Origin of the sequence: Psychrobacter sp. APC 3426, from assembly GCF_030408035.1 — a bacterium.
GTDB lineage: Bacteria > Pseudomonadota > Gammaproteobacteria > Pseudomonadales > Moraxellaceae > Psychrobacter.
On the sequence record NZ_JASDCF010000013.1, the window covers coordinates 74264 to 91405 of the forward strand.

Genomic DNA, 17142 nt, shown 5'->3' on the forward strand with positions numbered 1-17142 from the left:
GCAAGGCAAGTGAGCACTCAAATTACTTCAAAACACTACTTACTTTTTAGTTATAACTTCTATTGCATATCAAATAACAGTATCTAAAACCTAACAATAAAAACGATTAAAACAACCATGATAGAGGATGCGACGTGCCAGAATTAAAACGCATTTTACAGCAAGTTACTGCCTTAAGTGATGTGCCTGATCCTGCGGTACTCAAGCGCTTAATCGATGAGCTGCGAGTCAGCGATAAAGAGCCTGTCCTAGCCAATGAAAAAATTCAGGGGCTTATCGATGTCTTGCGCCAACATCCAGAGTATGGCGATGGGTTATCTAGCTTCGTCTTAAAACTCATCATTCAATATCGTCAAATCGCGCTTTATACCGATACTGGTATCATGTCAGATCAAGGTTTCTTTAACAGCTTACGCCGATTAGTCGGTCATCGGTTTTTGCCGCTACTGCCGCAAGATGATTCAGTAGTCGAGCTAGTAGGTTATTTATTCAGTAAACGTTCTGATGAACGCTGGCTTGCCAATATCGAAAAAGAAAAGTGGGATGAGCTCGTTGACTTACTTAAAGTACAAGAAGCCCATCTAGACTTGGTCGCCACAGCCAAAAATAGTATTTTGAACGCCATCATCATATTGTCTTATCGCATCAGCGGTATTGGACTACATCCTGATTTGATGGAGGCTTATCCACAGATACTGAACTACTCCGCATCTTTTGTGGCTCAGAACCAAGAAGCGGTATTATTCGTCAATCAATACAGGCAAGCTCATGAGCTTGATACCTTAACGGATATCACTCCAGAACATGCCGTTGACCCAGCGCCACTATTGGTCATGTTAGAACAGTGTGAAGACATTGTCGCCACGGTACGTAAACGCATTTATAAGACGGGTATTTCAATCCGTTTGACTAATATGATGCTGCGTCTTGATCAAAGCTTGCAGCGGATGCGCATCTTAACGGAGCTTGTGACCGACGACTATCAGAAGCGCGATCGTGCCATTATCGAGTTAATACAAACACTTATTACCACTGCCAACCGCCGCTATAGCATTGGTTACCTGATTGATAATAATACCAAGCTGCTATCGCGCAAAGTCACTGAAAATGCGAGCCGTGTTGGCGAACATTACATCAGTACTGATAGATCTGGCTATCAAAAGATGTTTAAAAAAGCCTCTATCGGTGGCTTCATTATTGCCTTTATGGCAACCATTAAAATATTGGCATATCAGTTGGCACTAGCGCCGATGGGTCGAGCTTTTGTCAATAGCATGATTTATGGGTTAGGCTTTGTATTTATTCACGTGGTACGCGGTACAGTAGCAACCAAGCAGCCCGCTATGACTGCCGCTGCAATTGCCTCCACCATATCGGATGGTTCTGGTAAAAAATCACGCCAATTGACCAAGTTATCAGAGTTGGTCGTTGATATCTTACGCACACAGTTTATTGCCATTATGGGCAACGTGATGCTAGCAATACCAGTCGCTTTAATCATCTCTTTTGCGTGGCTGCAATATAATGGCGCGCCAATGATTGATTCTGAAAAGGCGGGACACCTACTCCACGATCTCGATCCGTTTCACTCATTGGCATTACCGCATGCAGCAATCGCTGGTGTTTACCTGTTCTTATCTGGGCTTATTGCCGGCTACTATGACAACTTAGCAGTTTATAACAACGTAGGGGCACGTATACAGCGCCATAAACTGCTCATGTATATACTACCGAAATCATGGCTGCAACGTCTTGGTGGCTTTGTGGAAGCCAATTTGGGCGCCATTATGGGTAACTTCTTGTTTGGCGTATTCTTAGGTAGTACCGCCACGATAGGCTTTATATTTGGTGTGCCAATTGATATTCGCCACATTGCGTTTGCATCAGCCAACTTAGCCCATGGACTGTTTAATATATCAGCCGATGACATAAGTTGGGGTGTGATTTTGGTGTCGGTGCTTGGCGTGGCGCTTATCGGTATCGTCAACTTAATGGTCAGCTTTTCTCTAGCATTGTTCGTCGCACTACGTTCTAAAGAGGTGCGTTTCTTTGAATGGGGTCGTCTCACCAAGTTGGTTTTTGGTCATATCATTAGCCACCCTTCAGACTTTTTCTGGCCACGTGACAAGCCCATGAAGTATGCACGCATCGATAGCCAAGGGCACATGATATTCGAAGATACATCGGCACAAAAAGGCGGCAAACCCTTACCCAATAATTATGTGGTACGTCGCTTATCTGATGTGAGAATACTACCTGAGTCTAAGCAGCCAAATGCCCAAGGTTCAAAAACGAGCACTGATATATACTATGAGAACCAACCAGAGGGCGAACACATCCAACCTCATGCACCGACTAAAAAAGTAGTCAACCTAGATGATGGCCTGAGAGATGAAGAGCTGAATAGTGTGCCTTATACTGATGATATCCAGTATGATAAAACAACCAAGACGCTCAGCAACCACCTTGATGATAACCATTCAGCTAGCAAGGAAACGAGTCATTCAGACCCAGATAGCAAAGCTGCAGGTGATGCCAAAACACCGCTGCCAAAACCCAAAAAACCACCAAAGCTGCCGAGTTAATACGGCCGTTTTGGTGGTTTAATCGTTAGAGACTTATAGAGATTAAAAATTACTTACCATAACATCAATCATGGTAGTAATCATGGTTCCCTAGTGAGGACTTGAATCTTCGGCTGTGTGCTAATGACACCAATAGTTTGGATTATTGAGATAGTAGTGATGTACTTCACAGTATACATAACGTTAATATTTTAAGGTTAAAGAGAGTTACTTTTGATTTGATATTCATCATATCCATTTTTGTCACCAAACGTCAGCCCCCAACAGAGACTAACCAAAATAAAAACGTCAGATCCAGTGTTCATGACCTAACGTTTAAAGTGGGCGAAGAGATGACGCTGGTTGATAATGTGGTTGTGGAATAAGTGTTTAGTTCATTTGAGTACCTGTCACGCTTGTTTTTACCTGCATGATGAGTGATAAGCAATAAAGGATTACTGCTAAGGCTAAAAAAATAAAAGCCAGAGGTAAAAACAAGCTTTCTTGAAGCACGCCATCAGAAGCAATGCCACCATAAAATAAGCTTTCCATCAGCCCAGACATTCCAGCGAGGGCCAGCATAATTGAGCCACTAATAAATAATTTAGATGTCATGAAAGCTCCATAGGCTGATATTTAAGAGTAATAAGTCATTATGAACTACCGACCACCTAAAGAGGTGGCGGTTTCTTAGGTAATACCCATACTTGATACGATGTTTTGTATCAGCGGTTAGGCAAATGGACTAAGCTAACCCCGTCGCACCGACGGTTTTGAGTGTTGCCAACTTCAATCCTTCGTTTAGGATGTTGATACTGGCGTTGATGTCTCTATCATTGTCCTGCAAGCAACTTGGGCAATTCCATGATCTCACCTGTAATGGTAGCTCAGCCTTAGTCAGCACATGAGCGCACCCTGAGCAGGTTTTAGAAGATGGATACCATCGGTCTATTTTAACAAGCGTTTTGCCGTACCATTCAGCCTTGTAGTTCAGCATGGCGGCAAAGGTTGACCATGAGCTGTCTGATATGGCTTTAGCAAGCTTTTTGTTCTTAACCATACCTTTGACGTTCAAGTCCTCAACAGCAATCACATCGTGGTTTTTGATGAGATTGAATGAGAGTTTGTGTAGAAAGTCTTTTCGGATATTGGTTATTTTTTCATATACCTTAGCGACTTTAACTTTTTGCTTTTGATAGTTGCGGCTGTCAGACAGTTTGCGTTGATCGGCTTTGGCCACTGCTCTACGCTTGGCCAGTATTTTCTGTTCTCGCGCAAGCTTATCTTGTAGCCTCGATAGAAACTTAGGATTGGCAACTTTTGTACCGTCTGATAAGACGATGAAGTCTGTTAAGCCTAAATCAATGCCGATGTTTGAGTAGGTTTTTGGTAATGGCTCTACAATAGTCTCAACCAGTAAACTGACAAAATACTTACCTGTAGGCTCTTTACTGACCGTGGCGCTCTTAATCAAACCTTTTATCTTGGCTGGAAACTTGGCTTTGATATGACCAATCTTAGGCAGTTTGACAGTATCATCAGTTATCGCTACTGTGCCCTTTTGGTTATTGGTGGTGTAGCTGTCACGCTGACCTTTTTTCTTGAATTTTGGGAAGCCTGTGCCGTTCTTAAAGAAGGCGCTATAAGCGGCTCTTAGGTTCTGCTGCACATTCGCCAGTGCTAGGCTATCGACTTCTTTGAGCCACTCAAACTCTTTCTTATATTGAGCAGGAGTATTTTTAAGCTCGGTCTTATGCTCGTTGTAATGATCAATCTTGTCACTAAGCATCCTATTCCAGATAAAGCATGTACAGCCGAATGATTTGGCAAAGAATACTTGCTGTTCTTCATTGGGGTATAATCTTACTTTATGGGCTTTTAGGATTTGTTTTGGCATGAAGCTATTGTACCATATCAAAAGTCTGACGCATTCATCCCTCTACTTTAGAGGTAGGGGAATTCTGCGCTGAAAATGTTAAAATTAGAAGCATTCATCAAGTCATGAGTGCCTAGGCCTATATCGTATATGAAATAATACGCGTATTGGGCGCTCTCCTATTTTTTCATAAACTATTCATACTCGGTCTTTAAAAATATCAATATTCGTTAAAATGTATTTAGCAGTCGTTGACTATAAAAATTTGTGCGATCAAGCTGTAGACCCAAACTCAAATCGCTATCATGTGCTCTACCAAAAAATCTAAAAAAACGCGTGTTTTTGGTGAGATCATATCTCGCTTTAAATAAATAGCGTAAGTAGCACTAAGCTCTTCATAGGGACTAAAAATATGATCTGGCATGACTTGAACTAATGACCTGTTCGCCAATTCATCTTTAACAGCCCACAGTGGTATTAGCGTCAGACCTGTATGATTCAATACCAGCTGCTTCTGACCATTCACTGAGTTCACTGAAACCTGACTATTAATAATCAACTTTTTACGATCTTCTGCTATCAAAAACCACTCTTTCCAACCGTTATAACCATATCGGATACATTGGTGATCAGCTAGATCATCAATCCTACGAGGCGTGCCATTATTTTTTAAATATTGGGGGCTTGCACACAGTAGAAAATCATTAAATACCAAGCGTCGGGCAATCATGGTCGAATCAGATAAGCGTCCACTTCGAATAGCCACGTCAATATTTTCTTCTATAAGATCTACAACCCGCTCTGTTAACTCAATTTTTATATCAATATCTGGATATAACGACATAAATTTCGGTATTAACGGTAATACCATGCTTTCACCAAAACCGACTGTCATGCTGATTTTAAGCTTACCCTGTGGCGTTATTTGTAAATCATTAACGGCTCTTTTGGCATTATCAAACTCTGACACAATTCGCTGAGAGTATTCGTAATATTTGTGCCCCGCTTCAGTCAAACTAGTGTTTCTGGTCGTTTTATTGAGTAGACGTACGCCCAGCTCCTTTTCAAGCACTGCTAACTGCCGTGAAATGGAAGACGGCTGTACATCAAAGATGCGGCTGGCCTCTGAAATGCTACCGGTTTCGACAACACTATTGAAGTATGCCAATCGATTTATTGAGCTCATCGCCACTCCTTTATTAAGTTGATAGGTATTCCATTTAACTGTAACCATGGCTTGCTCAAAAAGCAAAAGCAATTTGTTTACTGGATAATGGTTTGCTGGATTAGCAACATCTAAACTGATTCTCCTGAAACAAACAATAAGACATTCACACCAGTAAAGGGTAATAACATGAAAGTGAACCGCCTCAGGTTTTTCGGAGAAACGGCGTTCTGAGAGAGTATGAAAAAATAGGGACGGTTCAGACCTCACTTATATCAAGACTTTCCGGGGCTGGGTATATACCGCTTTTATTATTGACGTGTTTGCCCGCGCTATTGTGGACTGGAAAGTCTCTAATCGCATGAATACCGATATGGTAATGCCGGCATTGAACCGCTAAATAGCAAATATAAATAATCCCAAAAGATGTGATTCATCATAGTGATCGCGGCGTTCAGTACTTATCCATTCCCTATACGGATAAGATGGCTGATTCTGGCGTCATTGCATCTGTTGGTACGACGGGTGATTCATATGATAATGCGTTGGCTGAAACAGTTAATGGGCTGTATAAAACGGAGGTGATGGATTATTTAAAACAGCAGTGGCAAGGCGTGAGCGATGTTGAATTAGCAACTCTTGAATGGGTCGATTGGTTTAACAAAACTCGCATTCATAGTACGATTGGTTATGTGTCGCCTTTTGAGTTTGAGAGATGATACTATGATAGTCTTAGTGAGTCAGACAAAGTTGCCTGACTCAAGCAATCCACTCTCCGATATAGTCGGGGCGGTTCATTCGTTTATTTACCCTGTTTTGGATATTGACCCATGTAAATGATGAGATTAAGCCACCAAATAAAGTAGCCCAACTTGAATAAAAAGCCTCTGACAAACCTCACAGGGTTGAAGTGCTGCCTTTCATTCAAAATTTCAGGCAGCACCCTCATACATTTAAGCGTCGGTATGAGCTGGTAGTTTACTAGCCAAAACATCTACTTTTTCAATAGACGGTGGCTCTGAAAATAGCTCATCGGCCTGATCCATCAAAGCAGCTGCAACCTTGCCAGATAAATGTGCTTGGCGACCCGCCTCATCAGGAAATGCATCAAAAATACCAAATGTTGTAGGTCCAAGACGTAGGCCAAACCACGCAACTGTCGCAGGTTCTTCCATTACAATAGGTAAACCGCCTTTAAGGAAAGCTTCCACTTCGTCTTCTTTACCCGGTTTAGCTTCAAGACGGACATATAAAGCTGTTTTAAGCATGACTAAAACTCCACAATTGATTAGAATGAAAACTGATTCTGACATTGTTAATGTATGCATGTCAGAAAGTTTTGTTGTATAAAAGTTAAAAAAAATTTCCCATAGCTGAGCCAAAATCTGGGTTTTTATTTCGACATAATGCTATTGTTGCAGAATTGCACCATATTCCACATTGTCTTCTAACGCTTTTTCAATCGCTTACGTCTGGCCTTTGATCTTTCTGACGCGTAGAAGAATCTTTTTTTTGTCTTCAACCTGATTAGGCATCAGACCTCCTTATTTGCTAGCATTAATATAGTGCCCCATAGTATAAAAAAAGCAATATTTTTTATAAACCTTAAAAATTTAGGTAGTGTTTCAAAAAGTATGCTGAGATTAAATGAAGTCACTATTGGCTCTGCAACTGGATGCCATAATTAACTTTCCGAATCTTTACAATAACTTATAAAATTAAACTTCTGACATACTCCCCCACTTTTGACTAGCTCTTTACGAAACAGGTTTCTCAGGGATTTTAAAAGCAAAAGCTCTTAGGCGACTTCCTCACGGATTTAGGCATGCTTTCTGCTTCACAGAGCGACCTTTACCGCATCTTTCCTCCACAGACAAAGTGGTATGTCCTACCGCTAGAATATTGCGAGAAGCATTAGGGCGTGTTGAACATTCGACCATGACACTGACAGCGACTATTTTTTAGGCGATTCGATGTTAAAAATAATAAGTTTAGTCACTCTAAGCGCTTATTTTTAACGATGAAGCGGCAAAAAAGAGTCCTGTCCCCTGCTTTTATCGTTGGGTCTGATGCTAAAATTGCCCCATACTGCGTTACAAATCTCGCTAAGGCATCTGCATTATCGTCGCTTTGTTCCTTGTCTGGAACAATTTTAGCGATCAGCAGTGCCTATTTGCGAATGTTCAACACGTCCTAATATCCTTATTCTTGCTAAAGCCACACTCAATACTGAACTAACACATCTAATTCGATGCCTTATTTTGCAATTATTTCCCTCAACACCTATAGTGAAAAGCTTACCAATACTTTGCTGACAGTCTTTAAATGCAGTGATAAAATTATCCCATTGATTACTTGAAATTCGGGTATAGTGATTAACTGTTTCAACTAACTACAAACGTGTTGCACTTGTGTTTTGAATCTACTTTCTATACTTGAAGTGTCAACAGACTCTATACAAAATCTGAGAAATATATGAACCTTCTATCCCCTGTCATACTGCTCACAGCGGCAGTGATTTCAGTCCCCTTAATCAAGCGCCTAGGATTAAGCTCGGTATTGGGATATTTAATTGCAGGATTAATTATTGGTCCATTTGGACTAGCGTTTTTCTACGATTCTGCGTCTATTCTGCATGTTGCTGAGCTTGGTATTGTGATGTATCTGTTTGTGATTGGACTAGAAATGCGTCCATCGTATTTATGGAGTTTAAGAAAAGAAATTTTTGGATTAGGCACATTACAGATTAGTGCCTGTTCATTGGGGTTAATGGCGGTAGGCTTGGCCTATGGCTATTCTTGGCAGGTGAGTTTTGTATGTGCTGCAGGCTTTGTACTCACCTCGACTGCAATTGTTATGCAACTTTTGGGAGATCGTGGAGACATTGCTCAACCACGAGGACAAAAAATTATCTCGATCCTGCTGTTTGAAGATTTATTGATTGTCCCTTTATTGGCAATTGTCGCTTTTATCGCACCGAATCATGTTGTTGAAAGTACTTCTATGCGTTTGCAGAGCATCGGAATTGGTTTAATTTCAATTGTAGGTTTAATCGCTGCAGGTTATTGGTTGCTTAATCCTTTATTTCGCTTATTAGCCGTAGCCAAAGCCCGTGAAGTCATGACTGCAGCAGCACTCTTGGTGGTGCTCGGCGCAGCATTACTGATGCAAGTCAGTGGCTTATCGATGGCAATGGGGGCATTCCTTGCAGGGGTATTACTCTCCGAATCCACTTTTCGCCATGAGATTGAAGCAGATATTGAACCGTTTCGTGGCATATTGCTCGGATTATTTTTTCTAGCCGTAGGCATGTCATTAGACCTTGACGTCATAAAAAATAACTGGATGTTAATTTTAAGTGCTGTACTTGTGCTGATGTTTGTCAAAGCATCCATAATTTATCTGATTGCACGCCTGACCAAAAGTTCACACTCTGAAGCACTCGATCGCGCATTACTAATGGCTCAAGGGGGGGAGTTTGCTTTTGTACTCTTTGCTGCCGCCTTGAGTGCTCAAATCATTAGTGCTGATGAAAGCTCAAACCTGAATGCGATTGTAGTCTTGTCGATGATTTTGACCCCCATCATAGGCATTCTGTTTAAACGTTTTACCCAAACTACAGAACAAACTTCTTTGGAAAATATCCGTATTGCTGAAGGACTTTCTGGAAAAGTCCTGATGATTGGTTTCGGTCGTTTTGGACAAGTCTCCAGTCAATTGCTGCTTGCTCGAGGCATTGATGTGTCCATCATTGATAATGATATCGATATGATTCAAAACGCTGAAAGATTTGGATTTAAAATTTATTATGGCGATGGTTCTCGTTTAGATATTTTACATGCCTCTGGAGCAGATACGGCTGAAGCCATTGTTGTTTGCGTAGACCACAAAGAAACGACGAATAAAATTGTAGAGTTGGTGCAACATGAATTTCCTATGGCCAAGTTACTGGTTCGCTCTTATGACCGTGAGCATGCGCTGCATTTAGCAAAACAAAATGTGGATTACATGATACGCGAAACCTTCGAGTCGGCAATGCTATTTGGCGGTGCAATTTTAGAAGAACTGGGTGTTGACCAGAGTGATGTTGAAGACATTAGCCAAGAAATCCGAGAACTAGACAAAGAACGTTTTGGAACTGAAACTGCAGCAGATGATGTCTATGCTGGTATCGGCTTGCAATATACAGGACCGCGTCCGACTGCACCTTTAATTAAACCAAAGCACACAGGGCAAATGCTGAATGAAGATGGCACTCAGCAATAATTTCACGTATTAAACCCAAATAAAAAAGAGGTCTGTGTAGATCTCTTTTTCGGTAAGCATCTGCTGAACCCCACCTCTTTAGTGAGCGGATGATATTTATTATTCATTATTTAGGAATTATTAAATCCTATAAATATCATTTATTGGATTAATTTATTTTGGTACTGTGCATATCATCCCTCAGTTAAGAATAAGGAACAACTATGAATAAGATGATGAATGCGCTTATCCTAGAAAATTTTGGTGATCATGAATTTAAACGTGTAGAACTCCCTATACCTCAACCAGAGGCTGGGCAAGTTCTAGTACGTATTCATGCTAGTGGTGTAAACCCTATTGATTATAAAATTCGTCTTGGTGAAGCAACATATGCTATGCCAGAGCTTCCTGCCGTGTTGGGAACGGATATGGCTGGGGTTGTAACTGCTGTTGGTGAAGGTGTCACCCACTTCAACGTCGGAGATGAAGTTTACGGTCTGATTGGTGGCGTCCGTGGTCTTCAAGGATCTTTAGCAGAATATGTTGTAGCAGATGCTGATCTGATCGCATTAAAGCCACGGAATATCTCTATGCGCGAGGCAGCAGTACTACCATTGACGTTCCTCACCGCTTGGGAAGGTTTAGTGGATAATGCGGAGGTCCAACCAGGGCAAACTGTACTGGTTCAAGGTGGTGCTGGTGGCGTTGGTTATATGGTGGTTCAGCTTGCAAAAGCACTTGATGCAAATGTTTGGGCGACTGCTCGTACAGCTGATCAATCACTGATTTCAGAACTCGGTGCAATACCTCTCGATTACACAACAGCATCTTCCGATGACATTATTGCTGCAAGCCCTGAGGGTCAAGGCTTTAATATTGTTTACGACACTGTGGGTGGTCCAGTACTCGAAGCTTCACTTTCCATGACGACTCACTATGGCCACATCACCAGCTGTGCTGCATTTGGCAATCATAATTTAGCGAATTCATCTCTACGGTGTGCCACAGTGTCTGGCGTATTCGTCCTAATGCCGACGTTAACAGGCAATCGCCGTTCTCATCATGGTGATGTCCTTAAGACCGCGACTCGTCTCGTTGAGGAAGGTAAACTGCGTGCTATTGTTGATCCTCGTCATTTTACTCTAGACCAAGCGATTGAGGCTCATGATGCTGTTCAAGATCGCTCTGCTAATATTAAGGTAGTTATCGATGTCATTTAACGCACTTCAGGCCAAGACTTGGCGCTTCAATTGTATTGGAGATACAGATGTTCTGACATTAGAAACACTTCCTGTTGCTTTACCAGCCGCAGGAGAAGTTCTAATACAGATGAAAACGATCGGACTCAACCGGGCCGATGTAATGTTTCGGCGTGGTACTTATATTCAAAAGGCAGTATTCCCTTCTCGTCTGGGATATGAGGGAGCAGGCATAGTTCTTGCGATAGGTGAAGGTGTACACCAATTTTCTCCAGGAGATGCCGTATCGATTCTTCCGACTGACAATCTAGCCAAATATGGGACATATGCGGACAAGCTTCTGATTCCAGAAAATTTTTTAGTTCACAAACCCGATAGTTTAAGCTGGGAAGAAGCTTCTTCAATCTGGATGCAGTATTTGACGGCTTGGGGTGGTGTAATCCATGCTGGTGGATTATCGAAAGGAAAAACAATCTTGATCACAGCAGCTTCAAGTAGCGTAGGACTAGCTGCGATACAGATAGCTGAAGCAGCGGGTGCTAAGGTCATTGCAAGTACACAGACGATAGAGAAAAAGCAACGTTTACTGGATCTCGGTGTTAAAGATGTTATAGCCAGTGAAGATGAACCAGATTTGTATGAGGCGCTTGTTTTACGTTTAGGTGGAGAACATCTTGATGTCGCCTTTGATGCTGTAGGAGGGCCACATATTGAACAGATTGCAAAAGCGATGTCTGTGGGAGGAACTATGGTTATGCATGGTGCACTTAGCCCGGAGAACACACCATTTCCCCTTAAAGTTGCATTACGCAAGAGCTTAACCATGCGAGGTTTTTTGTTCCTTGAGGTTCTCCATGACCCTGTTCTAAGGGAGCAAGCCAGACGATTTATTCTTAGCAGTATAGGTGCAGGATATCTTCGTCCAGTGATCGACCGTTGCTTTAACTTTGAGGACATGCATGACGCTCAGCGCTATCTTGAATCAAATCAGCAAATAGGAAAAATTGTAGTTACTCTAGATACATGATGGTCTTATCTGATTCAGGTTTCTATATGGCCCAGCACTTCCACTAAGTAATCAAACAATGCTCGGATTCGCAAAGGTGTCGGGCCCCGCTGTGGACGATATAAATACAGGCGCCAAACGGGAGAGGTTTCCTCATGAAATATCTGAATGAGCTTACCACTCCTAAGCCACGGCAAAACTAGAAATCCAGGCATGTGTCCGAATCCAACTCCAGCGAGAATAGCTTGAAATTCAGCTTCTAGATCATCTGTAATAAAACGGGGCTTTGATGGCGTAAAGCTTCGACTTTCGGTGAATGTCCATGGCCAGTAACGCCCTGTTTTATGATCGACTAGTGCTGTTAGAGGGTATTTATCAAGGTCAATAATTTTTTTGGGCATTCCAACCTTATCAATTAACTCTGGCGTACCCACAGAATAAAATTTCACTTTAGCCAATTCCCTTGCTACATATCGATTGTCCGGCAAAAATCCAAATCTGATCCCGATATCTATCCGCTCATCGATCACATCCGAGTGTGAATCTGTTAGCACACAATCCACGACAATATCTGGATAACGTGTGGCAAATTCTGCTAGTGCAGGTACTACCAATTTACGCCCTAACACAGACGACACAGTAATACGGACAGTCCCACGCATTTCATCTCGTTTTTCCTTGGTGTCTTTTACAAGCAAAGCATCGATCGATTCCACCGCAAGACGTGCTTGCTTTGCCAGACGCTCACCATCAGCGGTAATTTTAATTTGTCGAGTACTCCTGTAAAACAAAATCTCTCCACGCTGCTCTTCTAGCTCTTTTATTGCCCGTGTCACTACCTGTGGGGAAATACCCAGTTGAGTTGCTGCCTCTTTAAAATTTCGAGACTCTGCTGCGACACAAAAGATACGCATCATTTCCAATTTGTTCTGCATGTCCAATCCTGTGTTATAGTAATTATTCCGTAAATAGGAATTCTGAAAGATAATATTATTCATTTATTATACCTAGCAAGGCTGTAATACTTAACCCTCAAATATGATTGACAGATAGGTTGAAGGTTACTTGTATGAATAATATAGAAAATAAAGTTATTGTTATCACTGGTGCAAGTAGTGGTTTAGGTGAAGCTACTGCTCGCTTACTTGCTAAAAAAGGTGCAAAGGTTGTAATTGGTGCTAGACGTACTGAAAAATTAGAGGCTATTGTTCACGACATTCGTGCTGAAGGTGGTCAAGCTGAATTTATTGGTATGGATATAACCAAACCACATGAAGTACAAGCACTTATTGAAAAGGCATTAAGCGCATTTGGTCAAATCGATGTATTGGTAAACAATGCTGGATTAATGTCTATTGCACCATTAAGTGAGCTAAAAGTTGATGAATGGGATCGTATGATCGACATTAATATTAAAGGTGTTCTTTATGGTATAGCAGCTACCCTACCTGTTTTCCAAAAACAAAACTTTGGACACTTTATTAATCTCGCATCTGTTGCAGGGGTAAAAGTATTTAGTCCAGGAGGTACTGTTTATAGCGGTACTAAGTTTGCTGTAAGAGCCATCTCAGAAGGCCTTCGTCATGAAGTTGGGGGAACAATTAGAACGACTACTATTGAGCCTGGTGCAATTGAGTCAGAACTAAAATTCGGTTCTTCTCATAAAGAAAGTTCAGAGTTTGTTACTGATTTCTACAAACAAGCCATACCAGCTGACTCAGTCGCTCGAGCAATTGCTTATGCAATTGAACAGCCTGCGGATGTAGATATTAATGAAATTGTTTTGCGCCCAACGAGCCAAGAGTTTTAATGATTGAATAACATAAAATGGGAGCACTTCGCTCCCATTTTTACTAGGGCGTGTTGAACATTCAAATGTGGCACTGGCGGCGGCTATTTTACAGGCAATACGCAGTGAAATTTTCGAAGCCTAGTCATTCTAGGATAGACAATTTCGCCATGTATTGGCAAAAAAGAGCCCCGCCCCAAAGGGCTGATGCTAAAATCACCCCAAACGGTGTTGTAAACCTAGCTAAGGCCTCGACATTATCGTCGGTTTACGCCTAGTTTGGTGCGATTTTATCTATCAGCAGTCCGAATATTTGAATGTTCAACACGCCCTATATTTTTTAAAGTTGAGGACAAATCTATGAAAGCCGTATCGTATGTTATAAATAACCATGATGATTTTAAAAATTCATTGGTAGATATTGAAAAAGCGAAGCCTACGCTTAAGGAGCGTGATGTACTGGTAAAAGTTCAGGCAATCTCTGTGAATCCAGTTGATACCAAAGTGAGAAAAAATTCGTCTGAAGCAAATAATCGTATTTTAGGTTGGGATGCCGTTGGGGAAATTATTGAAATTGGCTCAAAAGTTACCTCGTTTAAAGTAGGAGATTCTGTTTGGTATGCTGGCGATTTAACCCGAGATGGTAGTAATGCTGAGTATCAAGCAGTCGATGAACGAATTATTAGTCTTAAACCAATTACAATATCTAATGCAGAAGCAGCAGCATTGCCATTAACTGCAATAACGGCATGGGAAATGCTGTTTGATCGGTTTCAAATTTCAGAAACAGAAGTTGGCAGTATTTTAATTATTGGTGGTGCAGGTGGTGTAGGATCAATCGCTATCCAACTCCTAAAAGCAAAAACAAATCTGACCGTTATAGCAACAGCGTCACGTGAAGAAACGAAATCTTGGGTGGAATCACTTGGTGCCGACCATGTCATTGATCATAGCAAAGATTTAAATGCACAAATCGAGACACTAGGCATTGCAAAACCAAAATACGTATTCTCTACAAATCATACAGACACCTATATCGAGCAAATAGTTTCTCTGATTGCACCACAAGGCAAGCTTGGATTGATCGATGATCCACAAACATTTGATATTATGCCGTTTAAGACTAAATCTATTTCTATCCATTGGGAGTTGATGTTCACCCGTTCAATGTATGAAACCGATGATATTGAAAAGCAAGGTGATCTGTTGCAACAGGTTGCTCAATTAGTTGACCAGCAAAAAATTAGAAGTACCCTCAACCAAAATCTAGGCAACATTAACGCTGCAAACTTGGAGAAGGCGCATAAGTTACTTGAATCAGGCAAGTCAAAAGGCAAAATTGTACTAGAAAACTTCTAAAACAAATTCAAGGTGAAATAATGACTATTTCAATAATTGCGAACTTTAAGGCAAAATCAGATCAAAAAGAGACGTTAGATGCGCTTTTAAAAAGTGTAATAGAGCCTACGCTTCAAGAAGAAGGGTGCTTGAAATATGAGCTTTATATTAGCGAAAATGACTCGAGTAGATATTTCTTCTTAGAAGAATGGCGTAGCAGGGAGGATTTAGATATCCATATGGCCTCTGATTATATTCAAAGTTTATTTGGTAATATCCAATCACTCATTGAATCAAGTGATATTGTAGAAATCAAAAAAATATAGCTGTATAGTCAATCCACTATAAAAGCGTTACAGCGTTAACCTTGCTTGAAGTATGACAGATACATCTGCACTCGGCTGCCTTGTACCACTCTCAAATTGGATTAACTATATTCGGACATTATGATGAAGTATTCTTGAAATTAACATAGAGACTTAGAAAGCTAACATAAAAATGGGAGCTATAAGCTCCTATTTTTTGAGTGAAACGCCCCGACTATAACGGAGAGTGGATTGCTTGAGTCAGTCAGCTTTGTCTGACTCACTAAGACTATCATAGTATCGTCTCTCAAACTAAAAAGGCGACACATAACCAATTTTACTATGCAAACGGGTTTTGTTAAACCAATCGACCCATTCAAGGGTTGCCAGTTCAACATCGTTAACGCCAGTCCAGTTTTGCTTTAAATAATGAATCACCTCGGTTTTATACAGCCCGTTAACCGTTTCAGCCAACGCATTGTCGTATGAATCACCTTTGGTACCAACAGAGGCAATGACGCCAGAATCCGTCATCCTAGAAGTATAGCTAATGGATAAGTACTGAACGCCGCGATCACTATGATGAATGACATCTTTGGGATTGTTTCTATCTGTTATGGCTTGATTTAATGCCGCCATCACCATATCGGTGTTCATACGATTAGATACCTTCCAACCAACGATAGCACGGGCAAACACATCAATAATAAAAGCGGTATATACCCAGCCACTCAATGTTTTAACGTAAGTAAAGTCAGCAACCCACAGCTGGTTAGGACGATGCGCATTAAAGTTACGATTGACTAAGTCATCAGCGCGCTTTTGGTCGTCACGGCTGTTGGTGGTAATCTTGCCTTTGCCACGCCAGATGCCTTGTAGGCCATACTGCTTCATTAATCGCTCTACGGTACACCGAGCAACCTTTAACTCGTCAGCTTTCATATGCTGCCAGACTTTACGCACACCATAACGGAATTTACTGTCCTGCCAAATACGTTTAATCTCGCTGAGATAATAGTCGTCATGTTGACTGCGTAGTGAGCGCTTCTCAGGGCAATACTCTAGGTTTTTAGCACGGTAGTAGGTTGATGGGGCAATCGGTAGTACTCGGCAGATTGGCTCGATCCCATAATTTTTTTTATGATCATCAATAAAGTCGACCATTACTTGGGTGGACGGCCCTTCTCCGCCTGAGCTTCAAGACCAGCAGCCTTACGTATAATCTCATTGGCTTGCTTGAGCTCTTTATTCTCGCGTTCAAGCTCTTTGATACGCTCTTTGTCACTTTGAGCTTGCACATTTGCAGGAATGGTTTGATCGATGTGCTTCTTATGCCACGAGCGTAGGGTCTCAGGCGTGCAACCTATCTTTGGCGCTATGGCTTTGATGGCTGACCAGATGGAGGGATAGTCGTTTGCTGCTTCGATCAGCATACGGACGGCGCGTTCTTTAATCTCAGGAGTGTAGTTTCGTGTTTTCATTGTCGTATTCTCTTGGAGCGTTGAGCCTTCGACAATACCGGGGCGGTTCAAATACTCAAATACTCAAATACTCAAATACTCAAATACTCAAATACTCAAATACTCAAATACTCAAATACTCAAATACTCAAATACTCAAATACTCAAATACTCAAATACTCAAATACTCAAATA

At 41.4% G+C, this 17142-nt stretch carries 13 protein-coding genes, 3 pseudogenes and 1 other annotated feature; of the genes and pseudogenes, 8 read left to right on the plus strand and 8 right to left on the minus strand.

Features of this window, described 5'->3' with window-relative positions:
- The first annotated feature begins 134 nt into the window (after positions 1-134).
- A complete protein-coding gene (locus tag QL919_RS08395) occupies positions 135-2585 on the plus strand; it encodes a site-specific recombinase (protein ID WP_290189106.1) in 2451 nt (816 codons plus the stop codon).
- 369 nt (positions 2586-2954) lie between these two features.
- Here QL919_RS08395 and QL919_RS08400 read toward each other — a convergent pair whose 3' ends face one another.
- The 3 genes from QL919_RS08400 to QL919_RS08410 form a co-directional block, all read right to left on the minus strand.
- Entirely contained in the window at positions 2955-3179 is a 225-nt protein-coding gene (locus tag QL919_RS08400; protein WP_290189107.1) for a hypothetical protein, read from the minus strand.
- A gap of 130 nt (positions 3180-3309) precedes the next feature.
- Positions 3310-4461 (minus strand): IS200/IS605 family element RNA-guided endonuclease TnpB, encoded by a 1152-nt coding sequence (gene tnpB, locus QL919_RS08405; RefSeq protein WP_290189108.1) that lies wholly within the window; start codon positions 4459-4461, stop codon positions 3310-3312.
- Between the two features lie 271 nt (positions 4462-4732).
- Positions 4733-5674 carry a LysR substrate-binding domain-containing protein gene (locus QL919_RS08410; RefSeq protein WP_356650185.1) on the minus strand — a complete coding sequence of 314 codons (942 nt, stop codon included), beginning with the start codon at positions 5672-5674 and terminating at the stop codon, positions 4733-4735.
- Between the two features lie 190 nt (positions 5675-5864).
- Between QL919_RS08410 and QL919_RS08415 the strand changes: the two are divergent.
- Positions 5865-6324: pseudogene (locus tag QL919_RS08415) on the plus strand (IS3 family transposase); the annotation flags it as partial.
- A 234-nt stretch (positions 6325-6558) separates the two neighbouring features.
- On the opposite strand, the gene QL919_RS08420 reads toward QL919_RS08415, so the two are convergent.
- The 3 genes and pseudogenes from QL919_RS08420 to QL919_RS08430 form a co-directional block, all read right to left on the minus strand.
- The gene (locus QL919_RS08420; protein ID WP_173240488.1) at positions 6559-6873 is read right to left on the minus strand and encodes an antibiotic biosynthesis monooxygenase; all 315 of its coding nucleotides are present in this window, start codon (positions 6871-6873) and stop codon (positions 6559-6561) included.
- Positions 6874-7074: 201 nt separating this feature from the next.
- Positions 7075-7140 (minus strand): annotated as a pseudogene (locus QL919_RS08425) (metal/formaldehyde-sensitive transcriptional repressor); the annotation flags it as partial.
- A 707-nt stretch (positions 7141-7847) separates the two neighbouring features.
- Positions 7848-7979: pseudogene (locus QL919_RS08430) on the minus strand (IS1 family transposase); the annotation flags it as partial.
- A gap of 101 nt (positions 7980-8080) precedes the next feature.
- Here QL919_RS08430 and QL919_RS08435 point away from each other — a divergent pair.
- From QL919_RS08435 to QL919_RS08445, 3 genes are all read left to right on the plus strand, one after another.
- Positions 8081-9871 (plus strand): monovalent cation:proton antiporter-2 (CPA2) family protein, encoded by a 1791-nt coding sequence (locus QL919_RS08435; RefSeq protein ID WP_290189109.1) that lies wholly within the window; start codon positions 8081-8083, stop codon positions 9869-9871.
- Positions 9872-10074: 203 nt separating this feature from the next.
- Entirely contained in the window at positions 10075-11070 is a 996-nt protein-coding gene (locus QL919_RS08440) for a zinc-dependent alcohol dehydrogenase family protein (protein ID WP_290189110.1), read from the plus strand.
- Positions 11060-12076 (plus strand): zinc-dependent alcohol dehydrogenase family protein, encoded by a 1017-nt coding sequence (locus QL919_RS08445; protein ID WP_290189111.1) that lies wholly within the window; start codon positions 11060-11062, stop codon positions 12074-12076. Before QL919_RS08440 ends, QL919_RS08445 begins: the two co-directional genes overlap by 11 nt.
- A gap of 14 nt (positions 12077-12090) precedes the next feature.
- Here QL919_RS08445 and QL919_RS08450 read toward each other — a convergent pair whose 3' ends face one another.
- Positions 12091-12990 carry a LysR family transcriptional regulator gene (locus QL919_RS08450; protein WP_290189117.1) on the minus strand — a complete coding sequence of 300 codons (900 nt, stop codon included), beginning with the start codon at positions 12988-12990 and terminating at the stop codon, positions 12091-12093.
- A 134-nt stretch (positions 12991-13124) separates the two neighbouring features.
- Between QL919_RS08450 and QL919_RS08455 the strand changes: the two genes are divergently transcribed.
- The 3 genes from QL919_RS08455 (at position 13125) to QL919_RS08465 (ending at position 15508) form a co-directional block, all read left to right on the plus strand.
- Entirely contained in the window at positions 13125-13865 is a 741-nt protein-coding gene (locus QL919_RS08455; protein ID WP_102094239.1) for an SDR family oxidoreductase, read from the plus strand.
- 339 nt (positions 13866-14204) lie between these two features.
- Positions 14205-15203 (plus strand): zinc-binding alcohol dehydrogenase family protein, encoded by a 999-nt coding sequence (locus QL919_RS08460; protein ID WP_290189112.1) that lies wholly within the window; start codon positions 14205-14207, stop codon positions 15201-15203.
- Positions 15204-15223: 20 nt separating this feature from the next.
- Entirely contained in the window at positions 15224-15508 is a 285-nt protein-coding gene (locus QL919_RS08465) for a putative quinol monooxygenase (protein WP_290189113.1), read from the plus strand.
- A 291-nt stretch (positions 15509-15799) separates the two neighbouring features.
- On the opposite strand, the gene QL919_RS08470 is transcribed toward QL919_RS08465, so the two are convergent.
- Positions 15800-16968, minus strand: a protein-coding gene (locus QL919_RS08470) for an IS3 family transposase (RefSeq protein ID WP_290189114.1) whose coding sequence is annotated in 2 segments (ribosomal slippage) — positions 15800-16686 and positions 16686-16968 — 1170 coding nt in all. Because the reading frame shifts where the segments join, the coding sequence is not laid out codon by codon here.
- Positions 16577-16693, minus strand: a sequence feature (AL1L pseudoknot). (Overlaps the previous gene by 117 nt.)
- Positions 16969-17142: the final 174 nt, after the last annotated feature.